Annotated in this window: 25 protein-coding genes; 15 read left to right on the forward strand and 10 right to left on the reverse strand. The window is 72.4% G+C overall.

The window, feature by feature from the left end:
• Nucleotides 1-58: 58 nt before the first annotated feature.
• The 3 genes from ACH47X_RS14230 to ACH47X_RS14240 are packed head-to-tail and all read left to right on the forward strand — an operon-like array spanning nucleotide 59 to nucleotide 3,136.
• Nucleotides 59-1,219 carry a hypothetical protein gene (locus ACH47X_RS14230; protein ID WP_397405237.1) on the forward strand — a complete coding sequence of 387 codons (1,161 nt, stop codon included), beginning with the start codon at nucleotides 59-61 and terminating at the stop codon, nucleotides 1,217-1,219.
• Between the two features lie 38 nt (nucleotides 1,220-1,257).
• A complete protein-coding gene (locus tag ACH47X_RS14235) occupies nucleotides 1,258-2,502 on the forward strand; it encodes a sensor histidine kinase (RefSeq protein WP_397405239.1) in 1,245 nt (414 codons plus the stop codon).
• Nucleotides 2,495-3,136 carry a response regulator gene (locus ACH47X_RS14240; RefSeq protein WP_397405241.1) on the forward strand — a complete coding sequence of 214 codons (642 nt, stop codon included), beginning with the start codon at nucleotides 2,495-2,497 and terminating at the stop codon, nucleotides 3,134-3,136. Before ACH47X_RS14235 ends, ACH47X_RS14240 begins: the two co-directional genes overlap by 8 nt.
• A 24-nt stretch (nucleotides 3,137-3,160) precedes the next feature.
• Here the strand turns inward: ACH47X_RS14240 and ACH47X_RS14245 are convergent, their stop codons facing one another.
• Nucleotides 3,161-3,634, reverse strand: a complete 474-nt coding sequence (locus ACH47X_RS14245; protein ID WP_397405243.1) for a GNAT family N-acetyltransferase — start codon at nucleotides 3,632-3,634, stop codon at nucleotides 3,161-3,163.
• Between the two features lie 142 nt (nucleotides 3,635-3,776).
• On the opposite strand from ACH47X_RS14245, the gene ACH47X_RS14250 reads away from it, so the two are divergent.
• Nucleotides 3,777-4,079 (forward strand): hypothetical protein, encoded by a 303-nt coding sequence (locus ACH47X_RS14250; RefSeq protein ID WP_397405245.1) that lies wholly within the window; start codon nucleotides 3,777-3,779, stop codon nucleotides 4,077-4,079.
• Nucleotides 4,080-4,094: 15 nt separating this feature from the next.
• Here ACH47X_RS14250 and ACH47X_RS14255 read toward each other — a convergent pair whose 3' ends face one another.
• From ACH47X_RS14255 to ACH47X_RS14265, 3 genes are read right to left on the reverse strand one after another with little or no spacing between them, the layout of a single operon-like run.
• Nucleotides 4,095-4,577 (reverse strand): glutathione peroxidase, encoded by a 483-nt coding sequence (locus tag ACH47X_RS14255; RefSeq protein WP_397405247.1) that lies wholly within the window; start codon nucleotides 4,575-4,577, stop codon nucleotides 4,095-4,097.
• A gap of 55 nt (nucleotides 4,578-4,632) precedes the next feature.
• Nucleotides 4,633-5,559 (reverse strand): nucleotidyl transferase AbiEii/AbiGii toxin family protein, encoded by a 927-nt coding sequence (locus tag ACH47X_RS14260; protein ID WP_397405249.1) that lies wholly within the window; start codon nucleotides 5,557-5,559, stop codon nucleotides 4,633-4,635.
• Nucleotides 5,556-6,134 carry a hypothetical protein gene (locus ACH47X_RS14265; RefSeq protein ID WP_397405251.1) on the reverse strand — a complete coding sequence of 193 codons (579 nt, stop codon included), beginning with the start codon at nucleotides 6,132-6,134 and terminating at the stop codon, nucleotides 5,556-5,558. The genes ACH47X_RS14260 and ACH47X_RS14265 overlap by 4 nt, the downstream gene beginning before the upstream one ends.
• 177 nt (nucleotides 6,135-6,311) lie before the next feature.
• Between ACH47X_RS14265 and ACH47X_RS14270 the strand changes: the two genes are divergently transcribed.
• The 6 genes from ACH47X_RS14270 (at nucleotide 6,312) to ACH47X_RS14295 (ending at nucleotide 11,455) form a co-directional block, all read left to right on the forward strand.
• Complete coding sequence (locus ACH47X_RS14270; protein WP_397405253.1) at nucleotides 6,312-7,316, forward strand: pseudouridine synthase; 1,005 nt, start codon at nucleotides 6,312-6,314, stop codon at nucleotides 7,314-7,316.
• A 47-nt stretch (nucleotides 7,317-7,363) separates the two neighbouring features.
• A complete protein-coding gene (alr, locus tag ACH47X_RS14275; protein ID WP_397405255.1) occupies nucleotides 7,364-8,599 on the forward strand; it encodes an alanine racemase in 1,236 nt (411 codons plus the stop codon).
• Entirely contained in the window at nucleotides 8,596-9,168 is a 573-nt protein-coding gene (gene tsaE / locus ACH47X_RS14280) for a tRNA (adenosine(37)-N6)-threonylcarbamoyltransferase complex ATPase subunit type 1 TsaE (RefSeq protein ID WP_397405257.1), read from the forward strand. Before alr ends, tsaE begins: the two co-directional genes overlap by 4 nt.
• 99 nt (nucleotides 9,169-9,267) lie before the next feature.
• Nucleotides 9,268-10,038 (forward strand): tRNA (adenosine(37)-N6)-threonylcarbamoyltransferase complex dimerization subunit type 1 TsaB, encoded by a 771-nt coding sequence (gene tsaB, locus ACH47X_RS14285; RefSeq protein ID WP_397405259.1) that lies wholly within the window; start codon nucleotides 9,268-9,270, stop codon nucleotides 10,036-10,038.
• Entirely contained in the window at nucleotides 10,035-10,601 is a 567-nt protein-coding gene (gene rimI / locus ACH47X_RS14290; RefSeq protein WP_142032797.1) for a ribosomal protein S18-alanine N-acetyltransferase, read from the forward strand. The genes tsaB and rimI overlap by 4 nt, the downstream gene beginning before the upstream one ends.
• Nucleotides 10,598-11,455, forward strand: a complete 858-nt coding sequence (locus ACH47X_RS14295; protein WP_397405261.1) for a sulfurtransferase — start codon at nucleotides 10,598-10,600, stop codon at nucleotides 11,453-11,455. Before rimI ends, ACH47X_RS14295 begins: the two co-directional genes overlap by 4 nt.
• Nucleotides 11,456-11,486: 31 nt before the next feature.
• On the opposite strand, the gene ACH47X_RS14300 is transcribed toward ACH47X_RS14295, so the two are convergent.
• Nucleotides 11,487-12,209, reverse strand: coding sequence for a hypothetical protein (locus ACH47X_RS14300; protein WP_036964616.1), 723 nt, complete (start codon nucleotides 12,207-12,209; stop codon nucleotides 11,487-11,489).
• Between the two features lie 139 nt (nucleotides 12,210-12,348).
• Nucleotides 12,349-13,392, reverse strand: a complete 1,044-nt coding sequence (tsaD, locus tag ACH47X_RS14305; RefSeq protein ID WP_397405263.1) for a tRNA (adenosine(37)-N6)-threonylcarbamoyltransferase complex transferase subunit TsaD — start codon at nucleotides 13,390-13,392, stop codon at nucleotides 12,349-12,351.
• A gap of 123 nt (nucleotides 13,393-13,515) precedes the next feature.
• On the opposite strand from tsaD, the gene ACH47X_RS14310 reads away from it, so the two are divergent.
• The gene (locus ACH47X_RS14310; protein ID WP_036964618.1) at nucleotides 13,516-14,133 is read left to right on the forward strand and encodes a malonic semialdehyde reductase; all 618 of its coding nucleotides are present in this window, start codon (nucleotides 13,516-13,518) and stop codon (nucleotides 14,131-14,133) included.
• Nucleotides 14,134-14,149: 16 nt separating this feature from the next.
• Here ACH47X_RS14310 and ACH47X_RS14315 read toward each other — a convergent pair whose 3' ends face one another.
• A complete protein-coding gene (locus tag ACH47X_RS14315; protein ID WP_397405265.1) occupies nucleotides 14,150-15,325 on the reverse strand; it encodes a glutamate--cysteine ligase in 1,176 nt (391 codons plus the stop codon).
• Nucleotides 15,322-16,590 (reverse strand): class I SAM-dependent methyltransferase, encoded by a 1,269-nt coding sequence (locus ACH47X_RS14320; RefSeq protein WP_397405266.1) that lies wholly within the window; start codon nucleotides 16,588-16,590, stop codon nucleotides 15,322-15,324. The genes ACH47X_RS14315 and ACH47X_RS14320 overlap by 4 nt, the downstream gene beginning before the upstream one ends.
• A gap of 333 nt (nucleotides 16,591-16,923) precedes the next feature.
• Here ACH47X_RS14320 and groES point away from each other — a divergent pair, with 333 nt between their 5' ends.
• Nucleotides 16,924-17,220, forward strand: a complete 297-nt coding sequence (gene groES / locus ACH47X_RS14325) for a co-chaperone GroES (protein WP_020016178.1) — start codon at nucleotides 16,924-16,926, stop codon at nucleotides 17,218-17,220.
• A gap of 248 nt (nucleotides 17,221-17,468) precedes the next feature.
• Here the strand turns inward: groES and ACH47X_RS14330 are convergent, their stop codons facing one another.
• Complete coding sequence (locus ACH47X_RS14330) at nucleotides 17,469-17,756, reverse strand: WhiB family transcriptional regulator (protein WP_020016179.1); 288 nt, start codon at nucleotides 17,754-17,756, stop codon at nucleotides 17,469-17,471.
• Nucleotides 17,757-17,947: 191 nt separating this feature from the next.
• On the opposite strand from ACH47X_RS14330, the gene ACH47X_RS14335 reads away from it, so the two are divergent.
• Together ACH47X_RS14335 and guaB are read left to right on the forward strand one after the other, a co-directional pair.
• The gene (locus ACH47X_RS14335) at nucleotides 17,948-19,246 is read left to right on the forward strand and encodes a MerR family transcriptional regulator (protein ID WP_397405268.1); all 1,299 of its coding nucleotides are present in this window, start codon (nucleotides 17,948-17,950) and stop codon (nucleotides 19,244-19,246) included.
• A gap of 66 nt (nucleotides 19,247-19,312) precedes the next feature.
• Complete coding sequence (gene guaB, locus ACH47X_RS14340) at nucleotides 19,313-20,827, forward strand: IMP dehydrogenase (protein ID WP_036964893.1); 1,515 nt, start codon at nucleotides 19,313-19,315, stop codon at nucleotides 20,825-20,827.
• Between the two features lie 115 nt (nucleotides 20,828-20,942).
• Here the strand turns inward: guaB and ACH47X_RS14345 are convergent, their stop codons facing one another.
• The gene (locus ACH47X_RS14345; protein ID WP_397405271.1) at nucleotides 20,943-22,556 is read right to left on the reverse strand and encodes a flavin monoamine oxidase family protein; all 1,614 of its coding nucleotides are present in this window, start codon (nucleotides 22,554-22,556) and stop codon (nucleotides 20,943-20,945) included.
• Nucleotides 22,557-22,906: 350 nt separating this feature from the next.
• Between ACH47X_RS14345 and ACH47X_RS14350 the strand changes: the two genes are divergently transcribed.
• The gene (locus tag ACH47X_RS14350) at nucleotides 22,907-23,545 is read left to right on the forward strand and encodes a Rid family hydrolase (RefSeq protein WP_397405273.1); all 639 of its coding nucleotides are present in this window, start codon (nucleotides 22,907-22,909) and stop codon (nucleotides 23,543-23,545) included.
• Nucleotides 23,546-23,595: the final 50 nt, after the last annotated feature.

The following is a 23,595-nucleotide window of genomic DNA, read 5'->3' on the forward strand; positions in this document are numbered from 1 at the left end:
CGCACCCCGCGGACGGGAGCGTGGAGGCATACCGCACGACCGACCGAAGGGAACCGTCATGTCACGCCTCGCCCGCGCCACCCTGATCGGCGCCACCGTGGCCAGCGGCGTCACCGCGCTGCTCGGCCTCACCTGGCTGCTCGGGCTCTGGCCCAGTCCTTACACCGTCCCGAGCGCCGCCCTCCTGGCAGGCCTCGCCGGACCCGGCGCCGCCGACGTCACGCACGTGGTCACGGCGCTGGCCGGCGTCGCGGCCGGCATCGCGGCGCTCGCCGGCGCACTCGGCACCCGCGGCCGGGTCACCGCCGCGGTGCTCCAGCTCGTCGTGTTCGGTGTGGTGCTGCAGGGCACCGGGCCGCTGTCCACCATGGGCTACCTGGTCGCCATGGCGATGCCCGTGGCCGTGGTGGTCCTGCTGGTCCAGGTGGTGCGCCGGTACCCGGTGGCGCGCTGGACCGTCGGGGTGCCCGGCCTGGTGGTGCTCCTCGTGGGTGGCTTCCTGGCGCGCGAGGCCCTGGGCGGCATCCTGCGCATGCTGGGCTCCGGGCTCGCGGAGCAGCGCGCCGGCCTGCTGCTGACCCTGCTCGTGCTCGTCACCGGCACCCTCTGGGCCGCCGTCGGCGCGCAGGCGCTGGCCGGCACGCCCGCCGTCGAGCGCGCCACGGACTGGGTGGTGCGGCACCGGAAGGCCATCACCGTCGTGGCCGCCACCGGACCGCTGCCCTACGCGCTGATCCGCCTCACCTGGCTCACGCCGTGGCCGCAGCTCGGGTTCGACCTGGACCTCTCCACCCGGATCTGGGGCCTGGCCCTGTCCAGCGGAGCGTGGCTCGGGTTCTTCCTCACGCTCGGCCTGATCCGGCCGTGGGGCGAGGTGTTCCCCCGCTGGATGCCCGGCCTCGCCGGACGCCGCGTGCCGATCGCCGCCGCCGCCGTGCCCGGCGGGCTCATCGCCGTCACCCTGATCTTCTCGACCGTACCCATGCTCGTCCTGTTCAGCGGTCAGGGCCTGGTCGAGGGGATCGTCGGTGCCATCGCCTTCCCGTGCTGGTACTGGGGCCCGGCCCTGGCGCTCGCGGTCTGGGGGTACGTGGCGCACCGGCTCCGGTCCGACGGCGACTCCGGCAACGACCGCGGCGCGGAGGCCACCCCACGGGCCGGCGCCGGGCGTCCCGCAGAGGCGCTCGCGGGCCGTTGGCTCCGCGAGGACCTGCCCTGACCTGGCGTGCAGCCCCGGCGAGCGGAGAGGATGGCGGCATGCAGGCGACGACGCGGTACCTCGCCCGGCGCTTTGCCTGGCACATGCTGGGCGCCGCGATCGGGCTGGCGCTGGTGCTGCTCGTGTACGGCCTGCTGCACACCGCCACCGGCGGCGTCCCGGGCTGGGTGGTCGTGGTCACCGCCGTCGCGGCGGCGGTGGCCCTCGGCCTGGTCCCGGGCGCCCGGGAGCTCGAGGTCACGGCCGCCCGCGCGCTGCTCGACGTGGACGACGAGCTGGTGGTCCCCGCCGAACCCCGGCTCGCGCACCGGGCCCGGACCGCCGCCTGGGTGGTGCTGCACCTGCTCACCGGCCTGGTCGTGGCATCCGGCCTGTTCGCCCTGCTCCCGGCGGTCGCGCTGGTCGGCTTCGAGGCGGTCACCGGGCGGTCGCTGAGCTCCGGCCTGGCGGTGCCCTCGGGCCCGGTCGAGGTGGTCCTGCGGCTGGCGGCGTGCGCCGTCGTGGGATTGCTGGCGGTGACGGCGACCTGGCCGCTGGGCGTGGCCGCGTCCGCCCTTGCCAAGCGCGTGCTCGGGCCCACGCCGCACGACCGCCTGGAGACCGCGCTCGCCCGTGCCCGGCGCGAGGCGGAGCACACGCGCCTGGCACGCGAGCTGCACGACGGCATCGGCCACGCCCTGACCGTGGTCACGGTGCAGGCCGCGGCCGGACGGCGTGTCGTGGCCGCGAACCCGGAGGCGGCCGCTGACGCGCTCGGGGCCATCGAGGACACGGCCCGCTCGGCGCTCGCCGAGCTGGACCAGCTCCTGGCCGTCCTGCGGGACGACGCCGCCGACGCCGCTCCCGCCGCGCTGGCCCCCGCCCTGGACGACGTCGTCACCGCGCACCGCCGGGCCGGCCTCGACCTGAGCGCGCAGATCGACCTGCCGGCCGGGCTGCCCGCCCTGCTGAGCGGCACGGTGCAGCGCATCGTCACCGAGGCCCTGACCAACGCGCACCGGCACGGCGCGCCCGGCCCCGTCCGGCTCACCGTCGGCATCGCCGGGCCCGGGGACGACCAGGTGCTGATCGAGGCGGTCAACCCGGTCCGGAGCGGCACCCGGACCGGCCGGCGTCCGTCGGGCGGCCGGTCGTCCGGCGGACGCGGCCTGGCCGGGATCCGCGAGCGGGTCGCCCTGTTCGGCGGTACCGCCGAGGCGGGACCCGACGCCGACCGCTGGGTGCTGCGTGCGACCCTGCCCTGGACACCCGCACCGACCGACCGGAAGGAACCTGATGCCTGAAGCCCCCGTGCGGGTGCTCCTCGCCGACGACGAGCCGCTGGTCCGCAGCGGCCTGCGCCTCATCCTGGACGCGGAGCCCGACCTGGAGGTCGTCGGCGAGGCCGGTGACGGCGCGCGGGCGGTCGAGCTGGCCCGCAGCCTGCGGCCCGACGTCGTCTGCATGGACGTGCGGATGCCGGGCGTGGACGGCCTGCGCGCCACCGAGCTGGTGCTCCGGCTGCCGCAGCCGCCCCGTGTGCTGGTGGTGACCACGTTCGAGCACGACGGCTACGTGCTCGACGCGCTCACCGCCGGGGCCTCGGGGTTCCTGCTCAAGCGCGCCGGGGCCGACGAGATGGTGCAGGCCGTGCGCACGGTCGCCGTCGGGCAGAGCCTGCTGTACCCGCAGGCGCTGCGGGACCTGGTGCGCACACGGCCGCGCGCGACGGCCGGGGCACCGGCGCTGACGCCGCGCGAGCGGGAGGTGCTGGACCTGGTGGCGCAGGGCATGACCAACGCCGAGATCGCGACGGCGCTCGTGGTCGGCGTCGAGACGGTGCGCACGCACGTGGCGTCCGTGCTGGCCAAGCTGCAGGCGCGCGACCGCACGCAGGCCGTCGTGCTGGGCTACCGGGCGGGGCTGGTGGAGCTGTAGCCCGCGGTCCGGCCGTGGGCCGGCTCAGCCCTGGGGGAGGACCATCTCGACCTCGTCCGGGAAGGGCGCGTACTCGGCGGCCTTGCGGCGGCCCGTGCGGCGCCAGCCCAGGTGCTCGTAGAAGCCGATCGCCTGGTCGTTGTCGGCGAGGCACCACAGCCGCGGGTCGGCCATCTCGGCGACCGCCGCGTCCATCGCGGCGCGGGCCAGGCCGCTGCCCCAGTGCGCGGGGTGCACCGCGAGGTGCCTGAGCAGCCGCTCGTCGTGGGCCACGAAACAGGCCAGCCGGGGGTGGTCGCCGTCGTCGTCCAGGACGAGGATGCGGACCCCCGGCTCGCTGAGTGCGGCCTGCCACTTCGCCAGCACCTCGTCGGACGGGAACGGGTACATGCCCGGCGGGAAGATGTGGCCGAGCGCCGCGATCCCAGCGGCGCGCTCCACGTCCAGGAGCGCGTGCGCGTCCTCGGGCGTGGCCTGCCGGAACCGGTTGACGACCATTGCCCCAGCGTACGGCCCGGCCTCACCCGTGGCACCACCGTTGAGATTTGCGTCCGAGGCCTGTGCCGGAGCGGGTGAGAACTGGTCTGCAACATTTTCTCGAAGTGCTGTGACCTCGGCGCGGTTCCCGCGTCTAGGGTGCATGACGGATACAGCATTCAGCGCGGTGATGTCCCGCCTCTCGGCGCTCGACACGCTCTCGCTGCGGGTGAGTCAGGACTGGCTGGCGTTCGGCCTCGACAGGGTGGACGTGCTGGTCATCGAGATACTGACGGTCAGCGAGCTCACGGCCATGCCGCTCGTGAGCAGGCACCGGCTGTCACCGGAGGTACCGGACCCGGGACGGGAGCTGGGTCTGACCCGGGTCTGGACCGGTTGGCTCGGCGATGCCTCGGACATCGTGCCGGTCGCGATGCGGCTCACGCTCGCGCCGAGCGACGGGTGACCGGGCGCCGGGCCCTCAGCGGGGCAGGTGCGCCTCGATCTCCTCGATGATCGCCGGGTCGTCCGGCAGCGTCCTCGGCGAGTACCGGCGCACGTCGCCCCCGGGCAGCACCAGGAACTTCTCGAAGTTCCAGCGGATCTTGCCCGAGTGCCCCTCGGCGTCCTCGGTCTTCTTGAGCTCGACGTAGAGCGGGTGCGCGTTGCGCCCGTTCAGCCGGATCTTGTCGAGCACGGGGAAGGTGACGCCGTACGTCATGGAGCAGAACTCGGCGATCTTCTCGTTCGAGCTCAGCTCCTGCAGGAACTGGTTGCTGGGGAAGCCCAGCACCGTGAAGCCGCGGTCCTGGTACTTCTTCTGCAGCTCCTCGAGGGTCGCGTACTGCGGGGCCAGGCCGCACCGCGAGGCCACGTTCACCACGAGGACCACGTCCTCCTTGTGATCGGCCAGCGAGATCTCGGTGCCGTCCATCGTGTGGAAAGGAATGTCGTAGAGGGTCACCCGGTCATCTTCCACCCGTTGTCCGAGTCGACGGAACCCTTCGGGGCCGGTGGCGTCACGCGCCGGCTTCCGCGTCAACGGTCTCGACCCAGCGTTGCGCCTCCGGCGACCAACTGGCACGGTGGTCGGCTTCCGTGAGCACGGGATCGATGAACCGCGCGATCGTCCCGATCACCTCCGCCAGGTTCTCCGGAAGGTCGGTCCTGTCGACACGGCGGAGCCAACGGCTCCACCTCGCCTGGCCCAGGTCAGCCAGCTCGCCCACCGCTTCCGTCATCGGCACCATCTCCACCTCGCGGTACTGGGCGACCTCGTGCACGGAGGACCGGAGCGTGCCACGGTCGATCTGGTGCCGGCGGGTGACGAGGTGGACGTCGGCGAAGTCGCGCCAACGTGTGTTCGCCTCGCCCCGCTCGACCGCCGTCACGATCTTCTCGGCGAGCACCATGGTGAGCGGGTAGCCGAGTACCAGTACCGGGTCAAGGCCCGTGTCGATCAGCCGCGGTACCCGCACGATGTTCGGGGCAGGCCAGATCGGGTCGCCGAAGCTCACGTCGATCCCGACCCGGACACGAGCAGGACCGAGTGCACCGGAGATCCTCAGCCGTACGCCGCTGTACTCGTCGTCGTCGCGGATCTCGGTAGCGCTGATCGACCCGGCGTCGAACTCGACGCCGTCCGGGAGCTGCACCTCACAGATCACCCGGATCCGTGCTGTCACACTGTCCACGTCATTGGCCAGCCTGGTCGCACTCAGGTCGAGGTCCTTGGTCGGGCGGCGCAGGGCGTACGCCGCGAGCAGCGCACCGCCCTTGAGGACGAAGTCGTCCCGGAACGGGGACGCAGCGACTCGTGCGAGCAGGCACTCCAGGGCGTAGAGCGTCTGCAGCTCCTGGACGTCCGTACCCCGGGCGCGAGCGAGTGCTCGAAGGGCGAGCGTCGCGTCGGCGGCGGGTGTGCCCCGCTGGACGGCCCTGCTCACAGCAGCACCTCGAGGACCCGGCGGATCTCGGGCCGCGCCGTCGGAAAGCTCCCGGCCATTGCCAGCAGGCTGCCCGGACGGCTCGTCCGACGCCCGAGCCATGTCTTCAGCGCGGCGACCGCGAGGTCTTCGCCATGCGTGTGACGGAGGCGGAACAGGTCGATGATCGTGCGCTCGGCGCTGTACAGACCGATCGACTGCCCACCGGGCAGCGGGTAGGGATCCCGACCGATGTCGAACGTGCTCTTGGCGAAGAAGTGCCAGGTGATCGGAGCGAACTCGGTTTTCAGTGCGCGGGCGGGCCGTGGGAGCGCCAGATGGCTCGTCCGGGGAATCTCGTCGGTCAGGTCGTGGAGCGCGGCCGCACTCATCAGGCAGATCGTCACGTCGGGACGGCGGGTGGCGAGCGCCAGCCAGGCCGCGACGGTGTCGTCCACGGACCCGGTCGGGACGTAGGCGCCCGGCGCGATCTTCTCGTACTCGCCCGCGGCCGCCAGGCGTTCGACGGCCCGGCGGGTCGGGGTGTCGTCGGCGGTGGATCCTGGTCTGATCAGGAACGGTGTCGTGGGCGTCATGGTGCCTCCGTACAAAAATGTCGACAGGTATAACGTACCTGTCGACATTTCTGTACGTCGAGACGTTCGTCGGCCCAGCAGGCCCAAGCACCTCCACAAGGCTAGGCAACTATTGGTGATGGGCAACCTGGCATCTTCGACTGCGATAGACGGCGCTCGCCGGGTTAGGTTGACGACGTGACCCGTACGCCCGGACCCGCCAAGCACCGGCCCCCGCTGCCCGTGCGGGACGGGCTCAACCCCACCCGGATCGTGCTCCCGCACGACCCCGCCGTCGTCGTGCGGTTCCCGTACGCGCTCGACTACCTCCTGGACCGGTTCCGCGAAGACGCGGACCGGCTGCTCGAGAAGGTCGCCCAGGGGGAGGTGGTCACGGGCCACGGCGAGCCGCTCACCCCGACGACGCCGTACGAGCCGCGCGGGTTCCTCTACCTGTACCGCGACCCGCCGGCCCACGAGGACCCGATCCCGTTCGAACCCGAGGTGCTGCACCGCGACGAGAACCTGCTGGTCGTGGACAAGCCGCACTTCCTCGCCACGATGCCGCGCGGGCGGTGGGTGCGCGAGACCGCCCTGGTCCGCCTCCGGGTGGCCCTCGACCTGCCCGAGCTCTCCCCGGCCCACCGCCTCGACCGCGGCACCGCCGGTGTGCTCGTCCTCACGGTCCGGCCCGAGGTGCGCGGCGCGTACCAGGAGGCCTTCGCCCGCCGCGTGGTGCGCAAGGTCTACGAGGCCGTGGCCCCGCTCCCGGAACCGGGCGCGCGCCTGGCCCTGGGTGAGCCCGTCACGCTCCGCAACCGCATCGTGAAGCGGCGCGGGGTGACCCGCGCCGAGGAGGTGCCCGGCGAGCCCAACGCGGAGTCCCTGATCACCCTCACCGCCGTCGACGACGCCCGTGGCCTGGGCCTCTACCGCCTGGAACCGCACACCGGCAAGACCCACCAGCTGCGGCTGCACATGGCCTCGCTCGGGCTGCCGATCCTGCACGACCCGTTCTGGCCGGAGCTGCGCAGCGAGCCCGACGACTTCGACCGGCCCCTGCAGCTCCTGTCCCGCTCCCTGGAGCTCACCGACCCCCTGTCGGGCCGGCTGCGCCGCTTCGAGTCCCGCCGCGACCTGCGCGAATGGACAGGCGAGCCGGCGCGCGACGGGTCAGACCCACGGATCCCTCCGGGGAACTGAGCGGCTGACACGTCCGTGCGCATCTGACAGGTGCAAGAATCGGTGCGATGAGTACCGCCCCCGACTACCCCGCCCGCGCCGTCGTCGATCTCGACGCGATCCGCGACAACGTGCGCGCCCTGCGGACGACCGCCCCGACCGCCCAGGTCATGGCCGTCGTCAAGGCGGACGCGTACGGGCACGGGCTGGCCCCCTCGGCCCGGGCGGCGCTCGCGGGCGGTGCTACCTGGCTGGGCGCGGCGCAGAGCGTCGAGGCGCTCGCGATCCGCGCGGCCGTCGGACCCGGCCCACGCATCCTGACCTGGCTCTACGCGCCCGGCGCGCCCCTGGCCGACCTCGTGCGCGCCGACGTCGACGTGGCCGTCGCCGCGGCCTGGGCGCTCGACGAGGTGGCCGACGGCGCCCGCACCGCGGGCCGCACCGCCCGCGTGCACCTCAAGGTCGACACCGGGCTGGGCCGCAACGGGATCATGCCAGCGGACCTGCCCGCCGTGCTCGAACGAACCGCGGCGCTGCGGGCCGAGGGGACGCTCGCCGTCGTCGGCCTGATGTCGCACTTCGCGCTCGCGGACGAGCCCGACGACCCGTCGGTCAAGATGCAGACCCATGTCTTCGAGGAGGCGCTCCGGACCGTCGAGGCGGCCGGGATCGACCTCGAGGTGCGGCACATCGCCAACTCGGCCGCGACGCTGACCAACCCGGCCGCCCACTACGACCTGGTGCGGCCCGGGATCGCCGTGTACGGGCTCTCGCCCGTGCCGCAGCTGGGTGCCCCGGGCGACTACGGGCTGCGGCCCGCCATGACGCTGGAGGCGCGGCTCGCGACCGTCAAGCGGGTGCCGGAGGGGCACGGCGTCTCCTACGGGCACTTCTACGTCACCCCGCAGGACACCGTGCTCGGGGTCGTCCCGCTCGGTTACTCCGACGGCATCCCGCGGCACGCGTCGGGCGGCTCGCTCGGCCCGGGCGGACCGGTGCTGGTCGGGGGCGCGGTGGACGACGTCGCCGCGCCCGCGACCGGTCTCGGTACCGTGCGCGTGCTGCGTGTCGCGGGCCGGGTGTGCATGGACCAGATCATGCTGGACCTCGGCCCCTACGCGTCCGAGCAGGCGGGCGACGTCGTGACGTTGTTCGGGGCGTCCGACGGGCTCGCCCGTGCCGGCGCGCCCAACGCCGAGGACTGGGCACAGGCCGCCGGCACCATCAGCTACGAGATCGTGACGCGCCTCGGCGCGCGCGTGCCACGCGTGTACGTGGGCACGGCAGGAAGGGAGACCGCGTGAGCGGGGCAGTGAGCGGACCGGGCGACATCACGACGTCGGAGGCGGTGGTGATCGAGCTGCCGGACGCCGACACGACGCGCGCCTTCGGAGCGGCCCTCGCCGGGGTGCTGCGCCCGGGCGACCTGGTGATCCTCACCGGCGACCTCGGCGCGGGCAAGACGACCCTGACGCAGGGGATCGGGGCGGCGCTGAACGTGCGCGGGCAGGTGGCATCGCCCACGTTCATCGTGGCGCGCGAGCACCCGCCGCTGCCGCGCCCGGACGGGACGCGTGGGCCGGGGCTGGTGCACGTCGACGCCTACCGGCTCGGCGGGCTCGGCGAGCTCGACGCGCTCGACCTGGACTCATCGCTGGACGACTCCGTGACCGTCGTGGAATGGGGGCGCGGCCTGGCCGAGGCCCTCGCCGACGACCGCCTGGAGATCGACCTGGAGCGGCCGCGGGGTGCTGCGCCGACGTTCGACCCCGGCGTGGAGGCGGCCGAGGACCCGGAGGCGGGGACGCGCAAGGTGACGATCCGCGCGGTGGGGCCACGCTGGGCCGGGGTGGACCTGCGTTCCCTGCTGTGATCGGTAGCTCGTCGGGTGATCGGCAGCCCGGGTTGCCGATCACCTGACGAACCGCCGATCATTCCCTGCGGCCGCCTGGGGCCGTAATACCCTGGTGGCGTGGCCGTTCTTGCTCTCGATACCTCAGCAGCCGTCGCCGTATCCCTCGTCGACGAGGACGGTGCGCGCCTCGCGTCCCGCTCCTCCGACGAGCGCCGCAGGCACGCCGAGTCGCTCGCGCCCCTGATCACGGAGGTCCTCGACGAGGCCGGGATCGAGCGCGCCGACCTGACCGCCGTCGTCGCCGGAACGGGTCCCGCCCCGTTCACGGGGCTGCGCGTCGGGCTCGTGACCGCCCGGACGCTCGCCCTCTCCCTCGGCATCCCCGTGCTGGGCGTGCCGAGCCTCGACGCCCTGGCGGTGCAGGCCGTCAGCGACCTCGGGCTCCGGGCGGGGCAGGAGATCCTGGCCACCTCCGACGCCCGCCGCAAGGAGGTCTACTGGGCGCGTTACCGCGTGGTCGCGCACGAGGGGCCGCACGGCGTACCGGTCGTGGAGCGGACCGCCGGGCCCGACGTCGACCGGGCCGGCTTCGTCGCCCAGGGCCAGCTCCCCACACCGGACGCCGGGGACGCCCCGCTGCCCGTCGTGGTCGGCGAGGGCGCCATGCTCTACCCGGAGTTCCTGCCCGTGGCCGACGACGCCCCGCTGGTCCCGGACGCGACCGTGCTCGCCCGGCTGGCCCTCGTGCGCCGCGCGGCCGGCGAGGACCTGCCGACCGAGCCGCTGTACCTGCGGCGTCCGGACGTGCACGAGCCGGGCTCCCCGACGGGCTCGGGTGCCGGCTCCGGGGCCGGTCCGGCGACGGCCGCCACCGGCGGTGCCGCATGATCACCGAGGTGCGGCTCCGCCCGCTGCGCAGCGCCGACTTCGACCGTGTGCTGCAGCTCGAGCGCCAGCTCTTCGGCCGGGGCGCCTGGACCTACGGGATGCTCGCCGACGAGCTCGCCGGCCTGGGCCGCTGGTACGTCGTCGCGGAGCCGGAGCGGCTCGACCGCGCCGGGGACCAGCCCGTCGTCGGCTACGCCGGGCTGTGGTTCGACGGCGACGTCACGCAGATCATGACCATCGGCGTGGACCCCGACGTGCAGCGGCACGGCGTCGGGCGCCAGCTCATGAACGCCCTCATCGAGCGGTCCCGCAAGGTCAAGGCAGAGGCCGTACTGCTGGAGGTGCGCGTCGACAACGCGCCCGCCATCGAGATGTACCGCGACTTCGGCTTCCAGATCCTCGGCGTGCGCAAGCGTTACTACCAGCCCGAGGACATGGACGCGTACACGATGCGCCTGGAGCTGTCCGAGGTGGAGCACCCGACGGCGGACGCCGCGGTCGAGTCGCCGGTGGACGCCCCGGCTGCAGACACCCCGGACGACGCCACGGGAGACGCGGCATGAGGAAACAAGTCCTGGTCGACGCCGCGACGCTGGCGGCCGACCTGCAGGTCGGCGGCGTGCCGGACCCGGCCGAGGGTCGGCCCGTCGTGCTCGACGTCCGCTGGGCGCTGGGCATGACCGACGGCCACGACCAGTACCGCGCCGGGCACGTGCCAGGTGCCGTGTACGTGGACCTGGAGTCGGAGCTGGCCGCGCACGGCTCGCCCGCCGAGGGGCGGCACCCGCTGCCCTCGGCGGCGGCGTTCCAGGCGGCGGCGCGCCGCTGGGGCGTCTCGGCCGGCTCGCGCGTGGTGGTCTACGACTCCGTGGGCGGCACGTCGGCCGCCCGGGCCTGGTGGCTGCTGCGCTACTTCGGCGTGCCCGACGTCCGCATCCTCGACGGCGGACTCGCAGCGTGGACCGCGCAGGGCTCCGCCGTCGAGCCGGGGGACGTCACGCCCGAGCCGGGCGACGTCGTCGTCCGACCCGGGGCCATGCCCGTGCTCGACGCCGACCAGGCGGCAGAGCTGGCCGACGGCGCCGGTGTGCTGCTGGACGCCCGGGCCGGCGAGCGGTACCGCGGCGAGGTCGAGCCGGTGGACCCGCAAGCCGGGCACGTCCCGGGCGCGGTCAGCGCGCCGACGGCCGAGAACCTGGGCGCGGACGGCCGGTTCCTGCCGACCGGGGACCTGCGGCGGCGGTTCGGTGCCCTGGGCGCCGCCGACGGCGCGACCGTCGGCGTGTACTGCGGCTCGGGTGTCACGGCGGCGCACGAGGTGGCGGCCCTCGCGATCGCCGGTGTGGACGCGGCGCTGTACCCGGGCTCCTGGTCGCAGTGGTCGAACGATCCCGCGCGGCCCGTCGCGGTGGGCTGACCGACCGTGCGCCGGGCAGGCATGGACCGCGTCAGGGCGTGGGGCTGACCTCGTTGAGCACGAGGATCTTCTGCCACACCTTGCGGGCCATGCCGACCGTCAGCGACTCGATGGTCGAGACCGTGTTCAGCACGATGTCGTCCTGCGACTCCTCGGCGCACAGCGCCGCCGCCTTGCCCACGATCGACAGCAGCTCGGTGCAGTACTCCAGGTAGTACTCGATCTGCTCGGGGGTCAGGTCGACGTCGTTGTTCTCCGACTCGCCCGTGAAGGCGTCCCGCAGGATCTCCGGCTCCTTGGTGAGCTGGTGCATGTCGATGATGTGCGCCAGGGAACGCAGCCGGTGCAGCTTGGCCAGCAGGTCCGACCGCTGCACCCGCTGCGGCACCGAGTGCAGCACGACGACGGCGATCGCGACGAACACGATGTCGTTCACGGCGCTCTCGATGAGGGGCAACCAGTCGAGGCCGTTGTCCGGCGCATCGGTGCCCGCGGCCTCGACGGCGAAGCCGAACGCGACCAGGGCGACGAGCACCACGAGGGCGATCAGGAGACGCGAGCCGGCCCGCACCAGGCGGCTGCGCCGTCGGGTCCCCGCCGAGGTGTCCGCCACCTGCTCCGTCAGGGTCGCGAGCTCCTGGGCCACCCGGTGGATGCCCCGGTCGGGGAACCGCGCGCCGATGCGTTCGCGCAGGCGGCGCGCGGTCTCGATGACGGGCGCGGGCTCGAGCTTCTCGAGCGGGATCACTGTCACGGCACGCAGCGTAGAGCCATCCACCGACAGCGCGGCCGGAGGTTCAGAGGCTCAGACGGTGACGTTGCCGTCCGAGCCTGCGGTTCGCTCCGGGCGGTGCGCCTCGTTCCTCGGCGCTCCGCCTGCGCTCACCTCCGGCTCAGACGGTGATCGTGGTGAGCGGCATCGACGAGTCCACCGGGATGTCCAGGTTGCTCGGCGCCAACCCGGCCCGCACGACGGCGGAGCCGAGCGCCGCGATCATCGCGCCGTTGTCCGTGCAGTAGCGGATCGGCGGGATGCGCAGGTCGATGCCCGCCTCGGCGCAGCGCTTGGCCGCCATCTCGCGCAGCTGGCTGTTGGCGGAGAACCCGCCGCCGACCACCAGCGTCTCGACGCCGTGCTTGTGGCACGCGGCGATGGTCTTGGCCGTCAGGACGTCGGCGACGGCCTCGGCGAACGACGCCGCGACGTCGTGCACGGGGATCTCCTGCCCGGCGTCCGTGCGGGCCTCGACCCAGCGGGCCACCGCCGTCTTGAGACCCGAGAAGGAGAAGTCGTAGGCGTGCTTGGCCTGGTCCTTCGCGGCCGTGAGGCCGCGGGGGAACCGGATGGCGGTGGGGTCGCCCTCGCGCGCGAGCCGGTCGATGTGCGGACCGCCGGGGTAGGGGAGGCCGAGCAGACGACCGACCTTGTCGAAGGCCTCGCCCGCGGCGTCGTCCAGGGTGGAGCCGAGCTCGGTGACGTCGGTGGCGATGTCGTCGACCAGCAGCAGCGAGCTGTGTCCGCCGCTGACCACGAGCGCCATCGCGCGCTCCGGCAGCGGCCCGTCCACGAGCTGGTCCACGCACGCGTGACCGATCACGTGGTTCACGCCGTACAGCGGCTTGTTCAGGCCGATGGACAGGGCCTTCGCGGCCGAGGCACCGATGGTGAGCGGCCCGACGAGCCCGGGCCCGGCGGTGACGGCGATCGCGTCGACCTCGGACAGGTCGACGTCCGCCTCGCCGAGGGCCTTCTGGATGGTGGGGATCATCGCCTCGAGGTGGGCGCGGCTGGCGACCTCGGGGATGATGCCGCCGTAGCGGGCGTGCTCCTCCATCGAGCTGGCGACGGCGTCGACCAGCAGGTCGTTTCCGCGGACCAGCGCGACGCCGGTCTCGTCGCAGGAGGTCTCGATACCGAGCACCAGTGGATCTGCCATGTGCTCCAGCCTAGTTCCCCGGCGGCGGTGAGCGTGGAACCGGCTGGGATGTGACACGCGGACGTGCGGGACGTCACGGTTGAATCTGGAACTATCGCTCAGGGCAACTTTGTTCCACCGGGCATGACTCAAGCACTCGAGGCCACCGCACCGCTCGCCATCGACGACGCGACCGCGGACCGCCTGTTCCGTACCGCGCGCACCGTGACGACCTTCGCGGAGTCGGAGGTCACCGACGAGCAGCTCACCGCCGTCTACGACCTCATCAAGTGGGGCCCGACGATGATGAACACGAGCCCGCTGCGGATGCTCGTCGTCCGCACGCCGGAGGCCCGGCAGCGCCTCGTCGGCCACATGCCCGAGAACAACCAGGAGCGGGTGTCCAAGGCCCCCGTCACGCTCGTGCTCGCCTACGACACCGACTTCCACGAGCGGCTCGACGTGCTGATCCCGCACATGCCGGGTGCCCGCGAGATGTTCGCCGGGGACGCCGAGATGCGCGCCGGGGCGGCGCGCACCAGCGCCCTGCTCCAGGCCGGCTACCTCCTCGTCGGCCTGCGCGCCGCAGGCCTGGCCGTCGGCCCGATGAACGGCGACTACGCCGGGATCGACGCGGAGTTCTTCGCCGAGAACGGCTGGAAGGGCTTCCTCGTGGTCAACGTCAGCGCGGCCGACGGCGCCGACACCACCCGCCCGCGCGCCCCGCGCCTGAGCTTCGACGACGCCGCGCGGGTCGTCTGACCCCGGCGCGGCGCCGTCAGCCGGCCAGCGGCCGGCCGGCGCGCATCTCCTCCATCATGGCGCGCACCACCGGCACCAGGTCGCCGTCGTGCGCCGCGGCCACCTCCTGCTGCCGCCGGTAGGACGGACCCGTGCGGACGATGTCCCGCACACCGGCGAGCTCCCCGGCGCAGCCCAGACGGTGCGCCACGGGCTCGAGCTCGACCAGCAGCTTGCCGATCGCGTCGACGACGTGGCCCTGGTTGCCGTGCGCGTCGAGGATCACTGTGGCGTCCAGCCCGTAGCGTGCCGAGCGGAACTTGTTCTCGGTCACGTACCAGGGCGGCAGCTCGACCAGGTCCCGGCCCTGGTCGAGCTGCGTGGACAGGTGCTCGACCAGGCAGTGCACCAGCGCGGCCAGCGTCAGCGCCTCGGTGAGGTTGGTCGGGCCGTCGCACACCCGGACCTCGAGCGTGCCGAACTTGGGCGACGGGCGGATGTCCCAGTGCACCTCGTTGAACACCTCGACCGCGCCCACGTGCATCATGTCGCCCGCGTACGCCTCCAGCTCCTGCCAGGTCCGGAACGCGAGCGGCAGGCCCGAGCTCGGGATCTGCTGGAACAACAGCGACCGGTTGGACGCGTAGCCCGAGTGCTCACCCGCCCAGTACGGCGAGGCGGCGGACAGCGCCTGCAGGTGCGGGAAGTACTTGAGCATCCCCCGCATCAGCGGCAGCGCCTTCTCCCGGTCCTCGATGCCGACGTGGACGTGCAGACCCCAGATGATCAGCTGCGTACCCCACACCCCCGTGCGCTCGCGGATCCGGGCGTAGCGTTCCTTGTCGCCGATCTCCTGGTCGGCGCCCCGGGCGAACGGGTGCGTGCCGCCGCCCATGAGCTCCAGGCCCATCGGGTCGGTCACCGTGCGCACGTGCTCGAGCGTGCGGGTGAGGTCGGCTCCGGCGTCGGCCACGGTGCTGCCCACGCCCGAGACCAGCTCGATCGTGTTCTTCATGTACTCGCCCGTGACGTGCGGGATCAGCCCGCCGGAGCCGCGCTGCCGGTTGCCGCCGTCGCGGGCCAGAGCCTCCAGCACCTCGGGTCCCGCCTGGGACAGGTCTGCGGTGCCGGGCTCCACGAGCCCGATCTCCCACTCGATCCCCACGGTCGACCGTGGGGACTCGCCGAAGCCGAGCTGGGCCGGCGAGCTCATACGGCTCCCAGGGGTTCGACGAGCAGTATCTGTTGGTTGCCTGCAACACGGGTGAGCACGATCGTCGCCTCCTCGGTTCCGGTGAGTACGAGCTGCTTGCGAAGCTGTTCAGGCACCACGGCGGTGCCCCGCTTCTTGATCGTGACGCGCCCGACGTTCCGGTCGCGCAGGTAGGACTTGAGCCGCTTCAGGCCGAACGGCATGGTGTCGAGCACCCGGTATCCGGTCGCGATCGGGGCCTGCGCCCCGGCCGGGTCGGCGGGCCTGGCCGACGGCATGGCGGCCGGCTCGTCCGTGGTCACGTACGCGATGGTCGGGTCGACGAGGCGCCCGCCCAGCTCGGCGGCGGCCTGACCCACCAGGCCGGCGCGGATGACGGCGCCGTCGGGCTCGTAGAAGAACTGGCCGACGCCGCCGACCTCCGGCTCGACGTCGTCGCCGCGCACGGTGCGGCTGAGGGTGTGCTCCTTGCCGTCGCCGTCGGTGAAGGTGCGCAGCACGAGGGCCGAGCGGCCGGGTCCGTCGGGCGCGAGCGGGCCGAACCAGAGCCCGGCCTCGACCACGTCGCCGTTCACGGAGACCCACTGGGTCTCGGCGTCGGTGGGCAGGCCCTCGTGCGCGATTCCCGGGCCCACCTTGATGCCGACGGCCGGCACGGTCTCGCGCAGCGCCCAGACCGAGTCGAGCGGGGGCTCGTAGGCGTGCGGGTCGAAGATGCGGCGGCTGCGGCCGCCCGACCCGCCGCGCACGCGCCGGGCGGGGTCGGCGTAGACACCCTCGATGCCCTCGGCGCGCAGGTCGAGCGTCAGGCCGTCCGCGTGCCGCACCTCTGCCTCGGGGAAGTGGCGCAGGTTCCACTGCGCGATGGCGGCCGTGCACTCGTCGAGGTCGGTCGCGACGACGCGCAGGCCCGTGCCGGCGAATGCGAGGGAGTCGGCGCCGATCCCGCAGGTGAGGTCGGCGAGCGCGGTGATGCCCGCGTCGAGGTACCGCCGGGCGTGCAGCGCCGCGACCACGAGCCGCGTCGCCTGCTCCAGGCCGTCCGCGGTGAACAGCATCCCGTCGGCGAAGTCGCCGAACTTGGCCCGGGCCCGCGTGCGGAGCCGGGACTGGGTGACGACGGCGGCGGCGAGATCCGCCGCGACGCCCTGGGAGCGCAGTGTGGAGACGGTGCGCATCGCGTCGCGCTCGTCGTACGGCGGAAGTGCCGCAAGCAGGGCCCAGCCCTCAGGGCTGAGGAGTTTGCTCAGAATCGCCGCATCCATGGGAAGATCTTTCCACGTTTGTCCTGGTCATGACGAGTATCCGGACGCAACCTTTTGGTGGAGATGACGAGTTTTCGACGTCCTGGCGGCGAGTCAGCCTCCAGGCGTGTGAGCGACTCCACGCGATTGGCACTCGCCTTGACCGAGTGCTAGCGCCGACCTAGATTTGGGGTTGTTCACCGGCGCGGAACCCGACAGCGGGCGTCGCGGCGGAGGACCCAGACGTTCGTGCCCGCCGGCACCCGCGACGACGGCGGACCGTCGAACGTTCGAGCCCCTTAAGTCAACCACGCAGCTGATCACTCGATCCGCTCACGAAAGAGGAGGTCCGACGTGTCGGTCCCCATCAAGCCGCTCGAGGACCGGATCGTCGTCAAGGCTCTCGAAGCCGAGACCACGACCGCTTCCGGCCTGGTCATCCCGGACACCGCCAAGGAGAAGCCCCAGGAGGGCGAGGTGCTGGCCGTGGGCCAGGGCCGCATCGACGACAACGGCAACCGTGTGCCGCTGGACGTCGCCGTCGGTGACAAGGTGATCTACTCCAAGTACGGCGGCACCGAGGTCAAGTACGCGGGCGAGGAGTACCTGGTGCTCTCGACCCGCGACGTCCTCGCGGTCGTCGTGGGCTGATCCCAGTCCGCGACAGCTACAGACGAAGGCCCCGCACCGGTCGGTGCGGGGCCTTCGTCGTGGCGGAGCCCTGGTGCTGTCTGTCTGCGGTGCCGTTCCTGGTGCGCGTGCCCGCGCGCCTGGCGCCCGGCCGACGTGCTTCGGCGCACGCCCGTCCCGGTGGGGTGCTGCTTCCTCAGGCGCGCTGCCTCAGGTTGCCGCGCGACATCGTGCGGCAGAAGTTGTTCGGCCTGGTCAGGCAGGCTCTGTCAGGCGGAGACGGACTTGCCGGCGAGGATCGCCGACCGCTCGTCCTCGCTGAGCCCGCCCCACACGCCGTATGGCTCGCGCACGCGGAGCGACTGCTCGCGGCACTGCATCATCACGGGGCAGGAGCGGCAGATCGCCTTCGCGGCCTCGGCGCGACGCCGGCGGGTCGACCCGCGCTCACCCTCGGGGTGGAAGAAGAGGGTGTCGTCCGCGTCGCGGCACGCACCCTGGTACTGCCATTCCCACAGTTCCATCACCGGACCGGGAAGCCTCGAGATCTCCGTCATGGCGAACAACCTACAAGTTGTGCAGAAGTTGTTCAAGGGGCAATTTCGTTTCATCTCGATCAAATCGAGTCAGCCCGAAGCGGTTCGGCCCTGACCGGATTTGTTCCAATCTGGACTGGAATCCACCGAGATCGGCGGCACGCCGGGTTTCGCAGTGGCGCGGAGAGGGTCCGGTCGGCAGAATCGAGTCCATGACTTCTTCGCGACCCGCCCAGAACTCGGGCGGGTCACGTACATCCAGCCCCGGACTGGCTGTCGCCGCGGTAGCCCGGCGCCTCGGGGTCGCTCCCGCGACCCTGCGTACGTGGGACCGCCGCTACGGCCTCGGCCCGTCGGGCCGCACCGCTGGATCGCACCGCCGCTACACACCGGACGACGTCGCCCGGCTCCTCGTCATGCGCCGGCTGACCCTTGAGGGCGTGGCCCCCGTCGACGCGGCTCGCGCCGCTGTCGAGGCGGGGGACGCGGAGCTCCAGGTCGCCACCAAGACCGCTCCCGCGCTGCCCGCGGTGCAGGTCGGGGGCGACCTGGAGGCCGACGACGTCGACGAGTTCGCCGACGACGACGTCGACGACGCCGAGTTCGCCGAGAGGTTCGTCGGCACCGTCGAGGCCCCGGCCGAGGACGACGAGCCGGGGCCCGAGGGCGACCCGCAGTTCGACGACGAGACCGACGACCCCGCGCCGGCGTCGGACGATGACCGCCCCGAGGAGCCGCGCGGCCGCGCGCACCTGCGGGCGCTGCCCGGAGGCGCGTCCGGCGGTGGCGGAACGGGCGGGGCCGCGGCCCCGGCGCCGGCCGGCGGTCCGCGGTCCGCCGCCTCCCCGGCGCCGACGTCGGGCCGGGTGTCCGCCCTGGTCGACGCCGCGCTGGCCTACAGCCGGACCGCCTGCGACAACCTCCTCGTGCTGGGCCCGGAGGGCGACCCGGCCACGTGGTGGACCGAGCTCGTCGAGCCCGCCTGGCTCCGGCTGTCGGAGCGGACGGTCCTGGCCGGCCCTGGTGAGATGCCCGAGGTCGTGCTCGCGACGTCCGCGCTGCGGGCCCTGCGCAACTACATCGAGGAGTTCGAGCGGGTCATGGTCGAGGCGGGTGGCCCCCCGGCCAACCACCCGAGCCGGATGCGCAAGATCGTGCTGGTGTTCGCCGCCCCGGACGAGGTGGTGCCGCTCTCGGCGCACGCCCTCGCCGCCGCGCTGGCCGCCCAGGGTTCGATGGCGCGCATCGTCACGGGTCCCGCGAGCACGCACCGGTCGGTGGAACTCGTCACGATGGTCCGCCCGACGGCGGTGGTGCTGGCCACCACGCAGAACAAGCCGGACCTCGACGTCGTGCACGCGGTGAACGAGAGCTACCCGGAGCTGCCCATCTTTGTCGGACTGCGGGCCGACGCCGCCGCGACGGAGCTGCCGTTCGGGCCCACGGTGCAGCGGGTGCGCTCCTTCACAGGGCTGCTGCACGAGGTGCTCGCCGTCATCAAGTCGAGGTGACGCACGCCTCGGCCGGTACCACGGCCCGGCCGAGATCTGTGGTCGCGGCGGCCGTAGACTTGCTGCATGACGGACCAGACCTCGCCGGGCGACCCGTTCGGTTTCCTCGGGCTCACCTATGACGACGTCCTGCTGCTGCCGGGTTACTCCGACCTGGCGCCGTCGGACATCGACACGACGTCTCGCCTCACGCGCGAGATCTCGCTCAAGATCCCGCTGATCTCAGCGGCGATGGACACGGTCACCGAGTCGGCCATGGCGATCGCCATGGCGCGTCAGGGTGGCCTCGGCGTGCTGCACCGCAACCTCTCCATTGAGGACCAGGCCACCCAGGTCGACCTCGTGAAGCGGACGCAGACCGGCATCATCACCAACCCCGTCACGATCGGCCCGGACGCCACGCTCGAGGAGCTCGACACCCTCGCGGGCCAGTTCCGGATCTCCGGCTTCCCGGTGGTCGACACCGACAACAAGCTCATCGGGATGGTCACCAACCGCGACCTGCGCTTCACGCCCGTCGCCGAGTGGGCCACCACCAAGGTGGACGAGGTGATGACGCCGCAGCCGCTGATCACCGGCCCGGCCGGCATCTCCCGGGACGACGCGACGCTGCTGCTGCGCAAGCACAAGCTGGAGCGCCTGCCGCTGATCGACCCCGACGGCCGCATCACCGGGCTCATCACCGTCAAGGACTTCGTGAAGTCCGAGCAGTTCCCGAACTCGTCCAAGGACGGCCAGGGCCGCCTCATGGTGGGTGCCGCGATCGGCTACTTCGGCGACGCGTGGCAGCGCGCCACGGCCCTGATCGACGCCGGCGTGGACGTGCTCGTGGCCGACACCGCGCACGGCAACGTGCGGATGCTGATCGACATGGTCAAGCGCCTCAAGACCGACCCGGCCACCAAGGACGTCCAGGTGATCGGCGGGAACGTCGCCACGCGCCAGGGCGCGCAGGCGTTCGTCGACGCCGGCGCCGACGCCGTGAAGGTGGGCGTGGGGCCGGGCTCCATCTGCACCACCCGTGTCGTGACCGGCGTGGGCGTGCCGCAGATCACCGCCGTCTACGAGGCGTCGCTCGCCTGCAAGCCGGCGGGCGTGCCCGTCATCGCCGACGGCGGCCTCAAGCACTCCGGCGAGATCGGCAAGGCCATCGTGGCCGGCGCCGAGTCCGTGATGCTGGGCTCGCTGTTCGCGGGCTGCGAGGAGACCCCGGGCGACCTGGTGCTCGTCAACGGCAAGCAGTTCAAGACCTACCGCGGCATGGGCTCGATGGGCGCCATGTCCTCGCGCGGCAAGAAGTCCTACTCCAAGGACCGGTACTTCCAGGCCGAGGTCACCAGCGACGACAAGATCGTGCCCGAGGGCATCGAGGGCCAGGTCGCGTACAAGGGGCCGTTGGCCACCGTGGCGCACCAGCTCATCGGCGGTCTGCACCAGACGATGTTCTACACGGGTGCGCGGACCGTCCCGGAGCTGCAGGAGAACGGCCGGTTCGTCCGCATCACGTCGGCGTCGCTCAAGGAGAGCCACCCGCACGACGTGCAGATGACGGTCGAGGCGCCGAACTACAGCGGCTTCTGATCCTGCCACCCTGCCGAAGCAGAACGCGGCGAGACGGAGCTGGGGCCGGAGCACTGATCAGTGCTCCGGCCCCAGCTCCGTCTCGCCACGGTTCCACCGCGGCGAATCGAACCCGTCAGCTCGCCATGACGCGGGCGTGCAGGGCCTGCACCGCGTAGCGGGCCGACCAGAACGCGCCGTGCTGCCACGCGGAGACCTCGGACATCCAGTCGCCCGCGAAGTACACGTTGCCGGCCCCCTGCTGCAGCAGCCGGAAGCCGGCGGAGCTGGTGTTCGGGTAGGCCCAGGCGCCCTCGATGTAGGGCACCTTGTGCCAGGCGATCGAGAACGACGTGTCCAGCTCGCTGCGGTACTTCTCCCCGTGGATCTTCACGCCCTGCTCGACGGCGCGCAGCTCGCGCTGCTTCGGGGTCATGTCGGCGTACGTGCGGGCGTTGGCGCCGGTGTTGTAGTAGCCCACGACGAGCCCCTTGCGCTCGCCGTACCCGTACGACGGGTACCAGACGTGGGCGAGGTCCATGTCGGTCTCCGTGATCCCGCCGAAGATCCGGTGGTCGTCCTCCCAGAACCGCGACTTGTACTGCAGGCCGATCTTGCCCGCGGGGGAGCCCACGGCGAACTCGCCGAGCGCCGCGTCGATCTGCGGGCCCCAGTTGGTGTCCCACCGGCGCATGAGGCCCGCCGGCGCCGCGACGACGGCGAAGTCGGCCTCGATCTGACGCTCCCGCCCGTTCTCGGGCGTGTAGGTGACCTTGACCCCGCGGCTCGTGTTCTCCACGCCCGTGACCGGGGAGCGGAAGTGCACGTTCTGGCTGCCGATGGCCCGCACCAGGTACCGGTAGGTCGTGTCCATTCCGCCCTTGGGCTGGAACATGAGCATCGACTGTTCCCAGTTGATCTCGAACGGGAAGTACTGGCCCACCTTCGAGGCCAGCACCTCGGAGACCGTGCCGGGTCCGGGCAACGGCGTGCCGTGCTCGTTCCAGGCGGACGGGTAGACCTCGAAGCCGCGGTTGCTGCCGCCGGCGTAGGTGCCGTCCGACTTGAGCGAACCCCAGCTGCGCAGGAACGAGCGCAGGTTGTCCTTGTCCTCCGCGGTCAGCTTCTGGTCCAGGGCGCCCTGGTCGGTGGCGTGGTGCAGCAGCTCGGACGTGTAACCGAAGACGTCGGCCTTGGCGGTGCGGTAGCGCACCGGGTTGCCCGGCGTCGCGCCGGTCCGCTCGTTGTAGAGGTAGGCGTCGGCGTTCGCGTTGGTGAACACCTCGTACGGCACGCCCAGCTCGCGGATGTAGTCCATGGTGACCATCCACTGCGCGATACGGCCGGCCCCGGCGTTCATGTAGATGCCGTCGGCGAACCGCGCGGTCTGCTTGACGCCGTTGACGTCGGTCTCGCTGTCGCCGCCGCGGATCGTCAGGGTCCGTCCGCCGGGGCGGTGCCGCGCCTCGAGCACGGTCACGCGGTAGCCGGCCTTCTGCAGCTCGTACGCGGTCGCGAGGCCGGCGGGGCCCGCGCCGACGACGACGACCTTCTTCGTGGACCGGCCGGTCAGCGTGAAGTCGCCGGCCTTCGGGGGGACCCAGGACTCGGCTCTCGGCTGGGCCGCGGCGCTGGGGGCCAGACCCATCGCGCCCATCGTCGCGAACATGACACCGGCGCTGGAGCCGGCGCCGACGGCCTGCAGGAAGTTACGGCGGGAGACACCTGGGGTGCTCTTCTCGGTGACCACGGTCCCTACCTCTCGTGTCGACAGGCCTGACGCACGCGAACCTCGGCAAGAAGCCGGGGCCGCCGTCAGCACCGCGCCGGACGCTATGGACCGAAGGTCACCGCTGCGAGTCTCCGCCGTTACTGCGCAGTTGCGCGTAGTAACCATGGTGTTTCCGGGTTCCGCCGCAGGTCAGCGTTTCCGCAGGAACGATTCGAACCGCGCTGCGGAGTCGTTCCCGACCCGACTCGAAGTGGACATCCCGCCGAAACTCCCCGTGGCTAGCGTCCGCGCCACCCGGTGCCGTCCGCCGGGCCACACCGCATCCGGGCGCCCTCGCGGCACCCGGCCCGGCCAGATGGAGGAGCACCATGAAGAACCGTGCCGCGCTGATCACCGCCGTCGTCGTCACCGCCGCGATCGCGGTCCCCGGGACCGCGTTCGCGGCCGCCCACGCCTTCCGGCCCGACCCCACGCGCGCCCACTCGTTCGTCACCGGGGACACCCCGCTCATCGCCGACGGCGTGGCGATCGGAAAGAACGTGTCCTGGTACAAGTCCTCCGGCCTCGGCCCGGCCGCCCGGAACACCACGCCGGGGGTGAGTGCCGAGGAGCGGTACATCCCCACCGACGTGTTCCCCGGCGGGGAGCTGCCCGCGGGCGTCACCCTCACCGAGGCCCAGGGCATCAACGCCCTCATGCGGATCGGCGAGAACCTGGACAAGGCGGGTCTGTCGTACGACGACGTCGTCTCGATGCGCGTGTTCCTGCAGAACCCCCGGGGCGCCGAGAAGATGGACTTCGCCGGGTGGAACCGGGCCTACCGCCAGTTCTTCGCGAACACGGATCTGGCCACCGGTGAGGTGCTCGACGTGCAGCTCGGTTCGGCGACGACCGAGCCCATGGTCGTCAACGAGGCGCGTCCGTCGCGCTTCGCGCTGGAGGTCGAGAACCTGCCGGTCGACGGCTGGCTGGTCGAGGTGGAGGTCGACGCCGTCTACCCGCGCTGAGCTGCAGCGGGCTGAGCAGGGCCTCGCCCCGGACACTTCCCGGGGCGAGG

Source organism: Promicromonospora kroppenstedtii (genome assembly GCF_044389675.1).
Taxonomy (GTDB): Bacteria; Actinomycetota; Actinomycetes; order Actinomycetales; family Cellulomonadaceae; genus Promicromonospora; species Promicromonospora kroppenstedtii.